The following is a 12,586-nucleotide window of genomic DNA, read 5'->3' as shown; positions in this document are numbered from 1 at the left end:
CTTGAGTTTCGTCGTTCACTCTTCGTCGGAATCTTCGCCGTAAAAACGCACGATCATTTCCTCGACCAGATTCCGGTCCTTCGGGGTCAACGATGCGATCTTCGAAGCGAGTTCGATCGTTTCGGGTGTCGGCGGATATTTTTCGCCACGTGCCATCGGTCGTGCGCTGGCGCCGGGCGGTGGTCCGTAATGGAGCCAGTGCTCCTTGACGTTCAACCATTCGGCGAGCGTGCGCAACTTGTCCGGCTTCGGGATCGTCGTGCCCGTCAGCCATTTGTGTGCGGTCTGGGGCGTCACGGGCCGCTCGCCGTAATAGCGAAGATTGAATTGCTCGGCGAGTTTGGTCCCGCCGCGGATTTTCAGCGGCTCCAGCAGATCCTTCAGCCTCTTGGCGAAGGCGGCTTTTTCTTTGTCGGTCGGCATGGGCCAGATTGTGCAATTCGGAGTTCAGCCAGTTGACAACCGATCAAGCTTTGTTTTCTCTTATTTGAGATAGTTTTAGCTTGCAGCGCGCGCCCCATAACGCATTGCGCGAATTTGATTTTTTTCATCTCTCGACTGCCAGGCTTGGCTTTGCCTGAACTGCAGTTCCTGCCGAGTCTCAATAATTCCCAAGTAGCGCGGTAATGATCCTAGCTTAATTGGGATAAATCTGAGTTGTTCAAACGATAGGGGCGAACGGGCACGTCATCCGCTTCGCGTCCTTGTCGCCAGCCCTTCCGTGCGAGGCGCGCGCGTTACAATGCCTCGCGCCGGCTCGACCGACGCGGCCCTGCCCTTCCCCTCCCGTTCCGCCCGACTTCACATGCTCACGACCGACTCCGATTCCATCGTTGCCATTGCTACCGCGCCCGGCCGGGGAGGCATCGGCGTCGTGCGGATTTCGTTCGGCCGCGCTGGCGCGGCGGCGGCCCAGCCGTTGATGCAGGCCCTCACTGGCCAGACGCTCGCGGCGCGGCGCGCGAGCTACGTGCCGTTTCTCGACGCGAGCGGCAATCCGCTCGATCGCGGCATCGCGCTGTACTTTCCGGCGCCGCATTCGTACACCGGCGAGCACGTGCTTGAACTGCAAGGCCATGGCGGCCCGGTCGTGCTGCAATTGGTCCTGCAGCGCTGCATCGACGCCGGCCGCGCGTTCGGTCTACGGCTCGCCGAGCCCGGCGAATTCACGCGTCGTGCGTTTCTGAACGACAAGCTCGACCTCGCGCAGGCCGAGGCCGTCGCCGATCTGATCGAGGCAAGCACCGAGGCCGCCGCGCGTTCGGCCGGCCGCTCGCTCGACGGCGCGTTCTCGCGCGACATCCACGCGCTGGTCGAAGAGGTGATCACGCTGCGGATGCTGGTCGAAGCGACGCTCGACTTCCCGGAAGAGGAAATCGACTTCCTCGAAGCCGCCGACGCGCGCGGCAAGCTCGTGCGCATACGCGAGCGTCTCGCGCACGTGCTGAGCGAGGCGCGCCAGGGCGCGTTGCTGCGCGAAGGTTTGTCGGTCGTGCTGGCGGGGCAGCCGAACGTCGGCAAGTCGTCGTTGCTGAATGCGCTCGCCGGCGCCGAACTCGCGATCGTCACGCCGATCGCCGGCACGACGCGCGACAAGGTCGCGCAGACGATCCAGATCGAAGGCATCCCGCTGCACGTGATCGACACGGCCGGCCTGCGCGAGACCGAGGACGAGGTCGAGAAGATCGGCATCGAGCGCACGTGGGGCGAGATCGAGCGCGCGGACGTGGTGCTGCATCTGCTCGACGCGCGCGCCGGAATGACGGCCGGCGACGAAACGATCGCCGGACGCTTTCCGCGCGGCGTGCCTGTCGTCCGCGTGCTGAACAAGACCGACCTGACAGGGCTCGCGCCCGCGACGCAGGCGCTCGACGCCGACCTCGAACTTAGCGAGGTGCGGCTGTCGGCGAAGAAGGGTGACGGCGTCGCGCTGCTGCGCGACGAACTGCTGCGGATTGCCGGCTGGCAGGCGGGCGCGGAGAGCGTCTATCTCGCGCGCGAGCGGCACCTGATCGCGTTGCGCGCGGCCGACGAGCATCTGGCGACCGCCGCCGTGCATGCGGAGCAGAACGCGCAGGCGCTCGATCTGTTCGCTGAGGAATTGCGGCTCGCGCAGGATCAACTGAACTCGATCACCGGTGAGTTCAGTTCGGACGATCTGCTCGGCGTGATTTTCAGCCGATTCTGTATCGGCAAGTAACGCCGAACTTGTGCGTCGCCGCAATACGGCCGTCATATAGGCTCTCGCGGCCGAACCGGCGCCGCTGCCGCACACGCGAAAATCGCACTCCGTCGACCAAAAACCCGCCGGATTTTTGGTACACAACCGGGCAAAGGTTTAGAATCCAGCTGTCCGAGCCTAAACGTACAGCGTCCCCAAAGCATGCCCCGCCTCGCCACCCCGCTCACCGAATCCGAGATCCGCGCGCTAGAACCGCGCGCGACCCGCTACTGCGTCGCCGACGGCAACGGCCTCGTGATCGAGGTCATGACGACCGGCACCAAGGTCTGGCGCTTCCGCTATACGTTGAACGGCAAGCGTCAGCCGCTCGCGACCATCGGCGATTACCGGATGATTTCGCTGCGCGTCGCGCGCGCGAAGGCGCAGAGGTACGCGGCTCTCGTCGCGCAGGGCATCTCGCCGGTCGCAACCGCGCGGCGCGATCGCGGTGCCGAGAGCAAGGCCGACGTGCTGCGCGAAGCGGCCGAGCTTTATCTCGCGACGGCGCTCGCCGGCAAGTCGGATGAATATCGCCGCACCACGCGGCGCGCGCTCGACAAGGACGTGCTGCCCGCGATCGGCAACAAGCCGATCGGCGCGGTCACCGCTGACGACGTCGTCGCGATCTGCGAGCGCATCAAAAGCCGCGGCTCGCCGAAAATGGCGCTGCACACGCGCAACGTCGTGAAGCGCCTGTACGCATACCTGATCGCGCGCCAGCTCGCGACCGGCAATCCCGCGGAAGTCGTACCGGCGCGCTTGATCGCGACCTTCGACAGCCGCACCCGCGTGCTGTCCGGCGCCGAGATCGGTGTCATGCTGCGCACGATCGACACATCCAATATCCGCCGTCCGCTGAAGCTCGCGCTGCATCTGCTGGTGCTGACGATGGCACGCAAAGCGGACCTCGTCGAATCGACATGGGTCGAGTTCGATCTCGACAACGCGCTGTGGACGATCCCCGCCGCGCGCCTGAACGCGCGCGAGGACCGCGTCGTCCGTTTGCCGCGTCAGGCGGTTGCGCTGCTGCGCGAGCTGCAGCGCGGGCGCACCAGCGAGACGTTCGTGGTCCCGAGCGTCAGGGGCGACGATCGGCCGATCGCGAAAAGCACGCTGAACCAGGCAGTCAAGGCATTGGGGCTCGACGTGGAGCATTTCGTGCTACACGACTTTCGTCGCACCGCGACGTCGCATCTGCGCGACATGGAACAGCAAACAGCTGTAGGGGGCGACATCGCGAAGCGTGAAGCAACCGACGAAGCGGCGTGGCAGCGTCGCATGCTTCAGAGTTGGGCGGACTTTGTCGATAGCCAGATGGAAGTCGCGCGGTAGACGGCGAACGGGACGGCTTGACGGCATTGTCATGGGTTTTGGCGCCATGTGACGCTTGCCGTCAGGCCGGTAACAGGATGGTACACAGGCTAATGCGACCTCGCCCAGACGCTAAGCAAATAAAGGAAAATTCATCAAAAAAACAGGTTTCCAAACCGGGCGCAAATGCGCCTTTTTTCGCTTCTCTGGACCGTTTGACATCGTCGTTCTTTCCCCGCTTCCTTCGCCTACACTGAGAGATGGATGCAAGCCGATACGGAGGTTCCGATGCCTGAATCAATGCTCGCTTATCTGATGGGGCCCGCCGTCATGCTGGTGGTCGGCCTTGCCATCTGGATGATGTCGCGTCACCGCGACCCGTCCAGGCCGCCCAGGCTCGAGCGCTGGCTCGACACGCATTACGCGGAATGGCTGCATCACAAGCATTAAGCCGTGCCTCAAATGGAAAAAGGCCGTCGCATTGGGCGACGGCCTTTTTGTCTACGCGTTGTTCGGCTGAATCATCCGCGCATCAGAGCCTGGCCGCGCTCACCACTGCGGCTCGGGTTGCGGTTGCGCATAGCCGTACTGTCCGGGCGGCGGTGCGCCGCACGCGACATAGGCGCGCTGATACTGGTCGTAGCAATATCCGGGCGGCGGTGCCACGTAAGCCGGCGCGGGCTGGTACGCGGGCTCGGCATAGACCGGCTGCGGATACGCGACCACCGGCGCCGGCGTCAACGCCGAGGTGACCACCGCGCCCAGCACCGCGCCGCCAATCAGCGCACCCACCACATCACCGCCGTGTCCGTGCGCGGACGCCTGGCCCGCCACCGTCAAACTACCCGTCATTACCAACGCCACTGCGATCTTTTTCATATTGAGCTCCCGCCGTTCAGGCATGGACGAATTGTCGCCGGCGCGCGCGGAAATAGATGCTGCAGTTGGTAACCGGAGATTAACTCTGTAACAGGTGCATAACGCTGGACGCGTGAGCCCACGCATGGCATTGCGCTGCATTTCATCCAGGCATCGCCGGGAAGATTGCCGCGCTGGCCTTGATGCGGGCGCCGACTATTATCTGACCAAGGGCAGTGGTCAACGAGCGCCTCGCCTCCCCGCAAGCTGACGTGCCCTCCCTGAACTTCATTCTGGCCGAACCACATGGACACCTCTAAACCGCCCCAGAACGCCGCAACGCTGCATCCCGCAGACGACGTGAGCCCGCAGGCGCACGCGCTCGTCGCTGAGGATGCGCCTAGTCTCGCCAGCGACGACGCGCTCGCGCGCATCCTCGACGACCCGCCGGCGGCCGAGTGCCCGATCATGGTGCTGCTGGTCGGCGAACACGCGGTCATCGCCGAGGGGGTGCGCGAGGCGCTCGCCGACGAGGCGGGCATCGACTTTCGCTACTGCGCGTCATGGGAAGACGCGGTGCGCTGCGCCGAGGAAACGCGCGCGACGGTGATCCTGCAAGATCTCGTGATGCCGGGCACCGACGGTCTGACGCTGGTGCGGCAATACCGGCTGAATCCCGCCACTCGCGACATCCCGATCGTCGTGCTGTCGACCAACGAAGAGCCGCTCGTCAAAAGCGCGGCGTTCGCGGCCGGTTCGAGCGACTACCTCGTGAAGCTGCCCGACCGCATCGAGCTGATAGCGCGCATCCGCTATCACTCGCGCTCGTATCTACACCTGCTGCAACGCGACGAGGCGTACCGCGCGCTGCGGCAATCTCAGCGGCAACTGCTGGCGACGAATCTGGAGTTGCAGCGGCTCACGCATTCGGACGGTCTGACCGGCCTGTCGAACCGCCGCTACCTCGACCAGTATCTGGCCGCCGAATGGCACCGCGGCACCCGCGACAAGACCGGCCTCGGCCTCCTGATGATCGACGTCGATCACTTCAAGGCCTACAACGACACCTATGGGCACGTCGCCGGCGACGAAGTGCTGAAGAGCGTCGCGCATACGATCGAAGCGTGCCTCGGCCATTCACTGGATCTCGCCGCGCGCTTCGGCGGCGAGGAGTTCGCGGTGGTCGTGCCGGACACGTCGGCGGGCGGCTTGCGCCTGCTCGCGGAGAAAATCCGCATCGCGGTCGAAGACCGCGCGATCACCCATGCGGGCTCGGCAGAGGGCGTCGTCACGATCAGCATCGGCGCGGCGATGGTGGTGCCGTCGGCCGCCGAACCGGTCACGACGCTGATCGAGGCCGCCGGCGTCGGCCTGTATCGCGCGAAACACGACGGCAAGAATCAGGTGGCCGTGAGCGGCTGAGTCTGGCGCCGCCCTCCTCAACCTTCGGCTCACGCGGCCACGGCGCGCGTATAGCGCTCGGCCGGCGCGCTGCGCGACAGATTCGGCTGCAGATGCAAACGCGCGCTGTTCAGACGCTCCCAGTCGGCAGCATCGGGCAACGACGGGATCGTCACCAGCTCGCCCTGGTCGAGACCGGCAAGCGCCGCGTCGACCATGTCCTCGGCGCTCATCACGATCTGCGAAGGCAGGTTCTCGACCGCGAGACCCGCGCGATCCCAGAACGCGGTGCTCGTCGCGCCCGGCAGCACCGCTTGCAGCCGCACGCCCTTGCCGCCCACCTCGTGATGCAGCGACTGCGTGAGGTTCAACACGTAGGCCTTGGTGCCGCTATAGGTGCCGTTCAACAATTCCGGCGCCAGCGCGACGATCGACGAGATATTGATCACCGTACCGGCACCGCGCGCGATGAAGCCCGGCAACACCGCCGCCGTCAGGCGCGTGAGCGAGGTCACGTTCAGCTCGATCATCTGCTCGAGTTCATCGATGTCGGAGTCGAACAGCGTCGCGGTCGCGCCGACGCCCGCGTTGTTGATCAGCATCGTGATGCCGCGCTCGGCGCGCAACTGGTTCTCGATGCGGCGCACGTCGGCCTTGTTGGTCAGATCGGCGCTGACGGTGCTCACGCGGCGGCCGGTTTCCTTCGTCAGCCGGTCGGCGAGGCTGCTGAGGCGTGCGCCGTCGCGCGCGATCAGCAGCAGGTCGTAGCCGCGTCGCGCGAGCCGGTCCGCGTAGACCGCGCCGATACCCGACGATGCGCCCGTGACCACCGCCGTACCCTTGCCTTCGTTCGAATTGCCTTGTACGCCCTTGTCTGCCTGCGTTGCCATTGAAGCTCTCCTTGCGGGCTGCGCATGATGCGGCCGCCCTGTCCGATGAATGGGAACATCCGTGAACTCGCCGCCTCGCGGCTTTTGCGCTGATACGGCGGGGTTGACGCGCTGAGTTTAGGCGCGTACCGTTTTGTCTCAAATGTCGTATTTCCCTCGTTTCCGGACATCGTAAATGAAACGCATCGGCGTGGTGGTCTTTCCGGGCTTTCAGATCCTCGACATGGTCGCGGTATCGATTTTCGAACTCGCCAATCAGGACACCGGCGAGCCCACGTACGACGTCGCGGTGACCTCCGAGCACGGCGGCATGGTGCGCAGCTCGGCGGGCGTCGAGGTCGCGACGCGCCCGTTCGGCGATCCCGCCTACGACACGGTGATCGTCACCGGCGCGATGGAGATCGCGCCGTCGTCGCCGGGGCTGCTCGCGTTTCTGAACGACGCCCTCGCCACCTCGCGCCGCACCGCGAGCATCTGCACCGGCGCGTTCGTGCTCGCCGAAGCGGGCATCCTCGACGGCCGCCACGCGACTACGCACTGGGCGCATGCGCGCGATTTGCAACGGCGCTTTCCGCGCGCGCGGGTCGACGAGGACCGCATCTTCATCGTCGACGGCTCGGTGTGGACGTCGGCCGGCATGACCGCGTGTATCGATCTGTGCCTCGCGCTCGTCGAGAACGACCTCGGCGTCGCGGTTTCGCGCGCGATCGCGAAGAAGCTCGTGGTCTATCACCGGCGCACCGGCGGGCAATCGCAGTATTCCGCGATGCTCGATCTCGAACCGAAATCCGATCGGATCCAGAACGCGCTGTCGTATGCGAAGAGCCATCTGCGCGAGCCGCTGACCGTCGAGCAGCTCGCCGACGTCGCGCATCTGAGCCCGCGCCAGTTCAGCCGCGCGTTTCGCGACGAGACGCGCCAGTCGCCGGCCCGCGCGATCGAGGCGCTGCGTGTCGAAGCGGCTCGCACGATGCTCGAAACCGGCCGTCATTCGATCGAAACCGTCGCAGCGGACACTGGCTTCATCGACCCCGAGCGGATGCGGCGCGCGTTTTTGCGCGCGTTCGGCCAGCCACCTCAAGCGATCCGGCGTGCCGCACGCGTGGCGTAAGCGTTCGGGTAGAGAATAGGAAACCCGCGGTGCGAAGCTACGCAAAAAAAAGTATCCCGCTCGACCCGTGAATCGAACCCAGCCCAAATGAAAGGAAACGCGATGAGCTACAACGACAGCAACCCGTTCGCCAAAATCTTGCGCGGCGAACTACCGTGCATCAAGGTGGCCGAAAACGACCAGGCGCTGGCTTTCATGGACTTGATGCCGCAAGCCGACGGCCATCTGCTCGTCGTGCCGAAGGAAGCGGTCGCGGAAATTTTCGATCTGTCGGATGCGGCGCTCGTCGCGTCGACGCGCATGGCGCAAAAGCTCGCGATCGCGGTGCGCGCGGCACTGCGTCCTGACGGCGTGTTCATCGGCCAGTTCAACGGCGCGGCGGCGGGACAGACAGTGCCGCACGTCCATTTCCACGTGATTCCGCGCTGGGAGGGCCAACCGCTGAAGCTGCATGCGCGCGAGATCGCCGATCCGGACACGCTCGAAGCGCTCGCCAAACGGATTCGCGCGCACTGGCGCGCCCACTGAAGCGCAACGCGAGGCCTGCCGACGCAACGTCGCGCCCCGCATTACGGTCACGCCCGGTAACAACTGTAAAAGCCGTTGAAACCACCGATTAGCGTGTCGCGACTAGACTGCTATTGCCTTGTGTTCAAGGCATTGAGTGTGGATCTCTTTTTTCAGCCTGCCCCTGTGGCAGGCTTTTTTTCTTTGGGGACCCGCTTCGCAATCTCAGAGCCGCTCGCGCGAACGGCGTAGCGGATGCCGCCAGTCGATGCGTCGGCGACGCGCTGTCAACGGCCGTCCGTCGTGCAGGTCTCGATGCTCCTGCCACAGTTCGTCGGAAAAAAGAAACATGACGATCAGCAGCGGAACGACCAGAAAAATCCCGAGTATTAAGTGCTCGTTCACGATAGCCTCCGGGTGCAGGAGATTCGTTTTCATTGTAGAGCACCGCCTGTACCCGCATATGGGCTCGACGAAGATCCACCTGGATTCAGGCCGCCCGCGAAGGGTACATCGCACTGCGATCGCGCCCCCCTCGCCTGTCCACGCGGCTTGGCGCCGCGCGGCTTTTTTTCATGCGTTTTCGGCAATGGCGCGTTGCAAGCGTTTCACCAAGGCCCGTGAGAGACGGCTGGCACTGTTTATTTTCTGCACTTGCCTCGTTATTGCGCATCGCAGCTTTTGCCTGTGGAATGACTTTGTGTGCGACGCACAAACCCATTGATTAAATTGTATTAAATCGCTTAATTGACGCTACGCGTTTACGTGAATGCGCGCGCAAAGCTTTACCAGCTAAGCCGTGTGCGGGAGTGGATTTTTAGTCATTCATTTCATTGCCATTCGATCAAGCGTGTGCTCAAGCTTTAATCAGCTTCGACAGCAGGTGCGACAATTCGCCACTGTTGCGATCGCACACAAGATGTGCTTGTCGTTCTCATCGGTTCTCCTAAAGTGCGAGATGCGGGTCCACCGTTAAAGTTAAATACATAGCTAACCGAGATTTTTTTCGGCCCGCCCCGGAGGAACGAATGAAAACTCGAATTGCCGTTGTTTTCGCCATCGCGGGTTTGGCTGCCGCTAGCGTTCAGGCGCAAGACGTCGTGATCAAGCCGCAGCAAACGATCCAGTTCAAGGCCAATGCCTATGGCTGCGTATCGAAGGACAAGCTCGACGCCGCCGATCACCACGCGCAAGCCGGTGAACAGCAGCAGATGCAGGAATTCTTCTCCGGATATCAATGCGTGTCGACTCCGACCGACTCGAGTTTCCGCGTGGTGCGCGTGGTCGGCCACGACGTCGAGTTCGTGAATTCAGCCAATAGCGATACCGAGGGGCTCTGGGCGAACGACCGATTCATCAAGCAATAAGTACAACGCCGGTATTCCGGCAAAAGCCGGAATACGGTCGCATGCGTATCCGCTGCGGCTTTAAAAGTCGCAGGCGTGAACGCGTGAGCTAAAAGAGACGGCTTGGGCATTCCGATGCCAAGCCGTTTTTTATTGCTTTTGATACTTGCCAGGCTTCACCTGCAATAAAAAAGCCGATGCGGGTTTTATCGACCCGCATCGGCAGTACGCCTTCTCGCAAAGCGCAGGAAACCGGCCACGAGCAACGGCGCGTCAGTGCACGCGCTTGCTGCGGCGGAACTGGTCGAACAGAACCGCGAGCAGCAGGATGCCGCCGCGAATCAGATACTGATAGAACGTCGGCACGTTCAGGAGACTCATGGCGTCCTGCACCGAGCCCATGATCAGCACACCGACCAGCACGCCGGAGATCGTCGCGACACCGCCCGTCAGCGACACACCTCCGAGCACGCACGCGGAAATCACGCCGAGTTCGAGCCCGACCGACGTCTTCGGATCGCCGAGGCTCATGCGCGACGCGAGCATCACGCCCGCGAAGCCGGTCACGAGGCCTTGCAGCACGAACACGGTGATCTTGATCCGCGTGACGGGCAGCCCCGCGAGCACAGCCGCTTCGCTATTGCCGCCGACGGCCAGCACGTTCTTGCCGAACACGGTCTTTTTCAGCAGGAAGCCGAACAGAACGAAGCCGACGATGTTGCTCCAGATCGGATAAGAAATGCCGAGGAACGAGCCGCCGCCGAGGTCGAAGAAGCGCTCCTCGGAGATCATCACCGCGTCGCCGTTCGAGGTGATGTACGCGAGGCCGCGCACGACCTCCATCATCGCGAGCGTGACGATCAGCGAGTTGATCTTGTAGCGCGCGACCAGCGTGCCGTTGACGAGCCCGACCGCGCCGCCCGCGAGCACGCCGGCCGTGATGCCGACTAACACGCTGTGCGTCGCGGTGATCAGCACGGAAGCCACCACGCCCGAAAACGCGACGATCGACGCCACCGACAGGTCCACCTCGCCGAGCGCGAGCACGAACATCATCGTGACGGAGATCGAGCCGATCAGCGTGACCGACAGCAGCAGGCCCTGGATATTGCGCGTGCTCAGAAAGTCTGGGACCGTGAACGACAGCACCGCGAACAGGATGACGAACACCATCACGATGCCGGATTTGTTGATCAGGTCCCAGGTGCGCGCGGCGCGCGCGGTCAAGCCCACGGAGGCGACGGCGGAGGTCGAGGAATCGGTGGAAGGTGTATTCATGATGTCTGTTCCATTCAATGCCGTTTTCGTTGCGGTATTCGGTAAGGGGTCTGGTGGCGCGATCCGTTGGGCGATCAGCGCGGCAATGCCAGCTTGATCAGCGCATCCGGCGTGGCCTGCGCCTTCGGCAGATCGCCGACGATGCGGCCTTCCTTCATCACGATCACGCGATCGGTCACGCCGATCACCTCGGCGAGATCGCTCGACACGACGATGACCGTGCGGCCCGCCTCGGCGAGCCCATACAGCAGCCCATAGATCTCGCTGCGCGCCCCGACGTCGATGCCGCGCGTCGGCTCGTCCATCAGGAACACGTCGATCTCTTCGGCGAGCCAGCGCGACAGGATCACCTTCTGCTGATTGCCGCCGGACAGCGTGCCGATCGGCGTGTCGCCGTTGCGCGTCTTGATCGCGAGCTTGCCGATGAACTCACGTGTGGTCTGCGCTTCCTTGCGGCCATTGAGCACGTTGAAGCGGCTGAAGTGGCGGCGGCAGCTGATGTTCAGGTTGTCCGACACCGACGCGATCGACACGATGCCTTCCTGCTTGCGATCCTCGGGACACAGCGCGACACCGGCGCGCACCGCGTCGCGCGGCGTGGCGAACTGCACGCGCTTGCCCTTCAGCGCGACCTCGCCGGCGCTCGGCTTGACCGCGCCGTAGATCAGCTTCATCAGCTCGGAGCGGCCCGCGCCGACGAGCCCGAAGAAGCCGACGATCTCGCCCTTGCGCGCCGAAAACGAAGCCGGTTCGCGCAGGCCCGGTCCCATCAGGCCGTCGACCTGAAGCTGCACGTCGCCGTGCTCGCGCGCGCGATAGCCGTACACATCGGTGATCGAGCGCCCCACCATGCAGCTGATCAGCCGATCGCGATCGAGTCCCGCGCCGGCCTCGAAAGTGTCGATGCGGCGGCCGTCGCGAAACACGGTGACGCGATCGCACAGTTCGTAGACTTCATCCATCCGGTGCGTGACGTAGATGATCGCGCGGCCTTCGGCCTTCAGCGCGCGGATGATGCGGAACAGTTGCGTGGTTTCGCGCGACGACAGCGAGCTGGTCGGTTCGTCGAACGCGATCACGCGCGCGTCGCGCATCAGCGCCTTGCCGATTTCGATCATCTGCCGCTGACCGATCGACAGATGCTTGACCTGCTGCGACGGATCGAGCTTTTCGCCGAGCCGTTCGAGTTCGCGCATCGCACGCGCGACCAAAGCCTTTTCGTCCAGTACGCCGAAGCGATTCGGCAGGGCGCCGAGCATCAGATTCTCGGCGACCGTCAGCTCCGGCACCAGATGCAGTTCCTGATAGATGATCGCGATGCCCGCGGCGATCGCCGCCTTGGTCGTCGCGAACTGCTGCTCGACGCCGTCGAGCGACAACGTGCCCGAGACAGGATGATTGACGCCGGACAGCACCTTCAGCAGCGTCGATTTGCCGGCGCCGTTTTCGCCCATCAGGCCGTGCACCTCGCCGCGGCGCACTTCCAGCGAGACCTGGTCGAGCGCGAGCACGCCCGGAAAGCGCACGGTGATGCCGTCGAGCCGGAGATAGGGGGCGTCGGATGCGGGCGTCGATGCAGGCGAGGGCGCGAGCGCCGCCTCGCTGGCATGAGGCCCGGTGAATAAGGACGTCATCGAAAAACCTCGAACGGAGGAAACCTGAG

General features: G+C 63.8%; 13 protein-coding genes. 7 read left to right on the top strand and 6 right to left on the bottom strand.

Going from position 1 to position 12,586, the window contains the following annotated elements; translation table 11 throughout:
* Nucleotides 1–15 precede the first annotated feature (15 nt).
* On the bottom strand, nt 16–423 hold the full coding sequence (locus tag OKW29_RS35685; RefSeq protein ID WP_018418931.1) for a helix-turn-helix domain-containing protein: 408 nt from the start codon (nt 421–423) through the stop codon (nt 16–18).
* A 382-nt stretch (nt 424–805) separates the two neighbouring features.
* Between OKW29_RS35685 and mnmE the strand changes: the two genes are divergently transcribed.
* The 3 genes from mnmE to OKW29_RS35670 all read left to right on the top strand — a co-directional run bounded on the left by mnmE (nt 806) and on the right by OKW29_RS35670 (nt 3,982).
* Nucleotides 806–2,200 (top strand): tRNA uridine-5-carboxymethylaminomethyl(34) synthesis GTPase MnmE, encoded by a 1,395-nt coding sequence (gene mnmE, locus OKW29_RS35680; RefSeq protein ID WP_429294241.1) that lies wholly within the window; start codon nt 806–808, stop codon nt 2,198–2,200.
* 183 nt (nt 2,201–2,383) lie between these two features.
* Nucleotides 2,384–3,553, top strand: coding sequence for a tyrosine-type recombinase/integrase (locus OKW29_RS35675; protein WP_429294240.1), 1,170 nt, complete (start codon nt 2,384–2,386; stop codon nt 3,551–3,553).
* Nucleotides 3,554–3,820: 267 nt separating this feature from the next.
* A complete protein-coding gene (locus OKW29_RS35670; protein WP_184036753.1) occupies nt 3,821–3,982 on the top strand; it encodes a hypothetical protein in 162 nt (53 codons plus the stop codon).
* Between the two features lie 99 nt (nt 3,983–4,081).
* On the opposite strand, the gene OKW29_RS35665 is transcribed toward OKW29_RS35670, so the two are convergent.
* On the bottom strand, nt 4,082–4,411 hold the full coding sequence (locus OKW29_RS35665; RefSeq protein ID WP_429294239.1) for an ecotin precursor: 330 nt from the start codon (nt 4,409–4,411) through the stop codon (nt 4,082–4,084).
* A gap of 285 nt (nt 4,412–4,696) precedes the next feature.
* Here OKW29_RS35665 and OKW29_RS35660 point away from each other — a divergent pair, with 285 nt between their 5' ends.
* Nucleotides 4,697–5,812: a diguanylate cyclase gene (locus OKW29_RS35660; RefSeq protein ID WP_429294238.1), complete on the top strand. Its 1,116-nt coding sequence runs from the start codon at nt 4,697–4,699 to the stop codon at nt 5,810–5,812.
* A 29-nt stretch (nt 5,813–5,841) separates the two neighbouring features.
* Here the strand turns inward: OKW29_RS35660 and OKW29_RS35655 are convergent, their stop codons facing one another.
* Nucleotides 5,842–6,681: an SDR family NAD(P)-dependent oxidoreductase gene (locus OKW29_RS35655; protein ID WP_429294237.1), complete on the bottom strand. Its 840-nt coding sequence runs from the start codon at nt 6,679–6,681 to the stop codon at nt 5,842–5,844.
* Between the two features lie 175 nt (nt 6,682–6,856).
* Between OKW29_RS35655 and OKW29_RS35650 the strand changes: the two genes are divergently transcribed.
* The gene (locus tag OKW29_RS35650; RefSeq protein WP_429294236.1) at nt 6,857–7,792 is read left to right on the top strand and encodes a GlxA family transcriptional regulator; all 936 of its coding nucleotides are present in this window, start codon (nt 6,857–6,859) and stop codon (nt 7,790–7,792) included.
* A gap of 102 nt (nt 7,793–7,894) precedes the next feature.
* The gene (locus tag OKW29_RS35645) at nt 7,895–8,320 is read left to right on the top strand and encodes an HIT family protein (protein WP_429294235.1); all 426 of its coding nucleotides are present in this window, start codon (nt 7,895–7,897) and stop codon (nt 8,318–8,320) included.
* Nucleotides 8,321–8,524: 204 nt separating this feature from the next.
* Here the strand turns inward: OKW29_RS35645 and OKW29_RS35640 are convergent, their stop codons facing one another.
* Nucleotides 8,525–8,704: a hypothetical protein gene (locus OKW29_RS35640; protein ID WP_429294996.1), complete on the bottom strand. Its 180-nt coding sequence runs from the start codon at nt 8,702–8,704 to the stop codon at nt 8,525–8,527.
* 623 nt (nt 8,705–9,327) lie between these two features.
* Here OKW29_RS35640 and sap1 point away from each other — a divergent pair.
* Nucleotides 9,328–9,666 carry a surface attachment protein Sap1 gene (gene sap1, locus OKW29_RS35635; protein WP_018418921.1) on the top strand — a complete coding sequence of 113 codons (339 nt, stop codon included), beginning with the start codon at nt 9,328–9,330 and terminating at the stop codon, nt 9,664–9,666.
* A 252-nt stretch (nt 9,667–9,918) separates the two neighbouring features.
* On the opposite strand, the gene araH is transcribed toward sap1, so the two are convergent.
* The gene (araH, locus tag OKW29_RS35630) at nt 9,919–10,923 is read right to left on the bottom strand and encodes an L-arabinose ABC transporter permease AraH (protein ID WP_429294234.1); all 1,005 of its coding nucleotides are present in this window, start codon (nt 10,921–10,923) and stop codon (nt 9,919–9,921) included.
* A 74-nt stretch (nt 10,924–10,997) separates the two neighbouring features.
* Nucleotides 10,998–12,557: an L-arabinose ABC transporter ATP-binding protein AraG gene (gene araG, locus OKW29_RS35625; RefSeq protein ID WP_429294233.1), complete on the bottom strand. Its 1,560-nt coding sequence runs from the start codon at nt 12,555–12,557 to the stop codon at nt 10,998–11,000.
* Nucleotides 12,558–12,586: the final 29 nt, after the last annotated feature.

The organism is Paraburkholderia sp. CI3, from assembly GCF_050436505.1.
Taxonomy (GTDB): domain Bacteria; phylum Pseudomonadota; class Gammaproteobacteria; order Burkholderiales; family Burkholderiaceae; genus Paraburkholderia; species Paraburkholderia tuberum.
The sequence above is the reverse complement of the archived record's forward strand: the minus strand, read 5'-3'. Positions and strand labels throughout refer to the sequence as shown.

Excerpts from the sequence above, each read along its gene's own strand:
- OKW29_RS35685 (WP_018418931.1), bottom strand. The coding sequence starts at position 423 with ATGCCGACCGACAAAGAAAAAGCCGCCTTCGCCAAGAGGCTGAAGGAT.
- mnmE (WP_429294241.1), top strand. The coding sequence starts at position 806 with ATGCTCACGACCGACTCCGATTCCATCGTTGCCATTGCTACCGCGCCC.
- OKW29_RS35675 (WP_429294240.1), top strand. The coding sequence starts at position 2,384 with ATGCCCCGCCTCGCCACCCCGCTCACCGAATCCGAGATCCGCGCGCTA.
- OKW29_RS35670 (WP_184036753.1), top strand. The coding sequence starts at position 3,821 with ATGCCTGAATCAATGCTCGCTTATCTGATGGGGCCCGCCGTCATGCTG.
- OKW29_RS35665 (WP_429294239.1), bottom strand. The coding sequence starts at position 4,411 with ATGAAAAAGATCGCAGTGGCGTTGGTAATGACGGGTAGTTTGACGGTG.
- OKW29_RS35660 (WP_429294238.1), top strand. The coding sequence starts at position 4,697 with ATGGACACCTCTAAACCGCCCCAGAACGCCGCAACGCTGCATCCCGCA.
- OKW29_RS35655 (WP_429294237.1), bottom strand. The coding sequence starts at position 6,681 with ATGGCAACGCAGGCAGACAAGGGCGTACAAGGCAATTCGAACGAAGGC.
- OKW29_RS35650 (WP_429294236.1), top strand. The coding sequence starts at position 6,857 with ATGAAACGCATCGGCGTGGTGGTCTTTCCGGGCTTTCAGATCCTCGAC.
- OKW29_RS35645 (WP_429294235.1), top strand. The coding sequence starts at position 7,895 with ATGAGCTACAACGACAGCAACCCGTTCGCCAAAATCTTGCGCGGCGAA.
- sap1 (WP_018418921.1), top strand. The coding sequence starts at position 9,328 with ATGAAAACTCGAATTGCCGTTGTTTTCGCCATCGCGGGTTTGGCTGCC.
- araH (WP_429294234.1), bottom strand. The coding sequence starts at position 10,923 with ATGAATACACCTTCCACCGATTCCTCGACCTCCGCCGTCGCCTCCGTG.
- araG (WP_429294233.1), bottom strand. The coding sequence starts at position 12,557 with ATGACGTCCTTATTCACCGGGCCTCATGCCAGCGAGGCGGCGCTCGCG.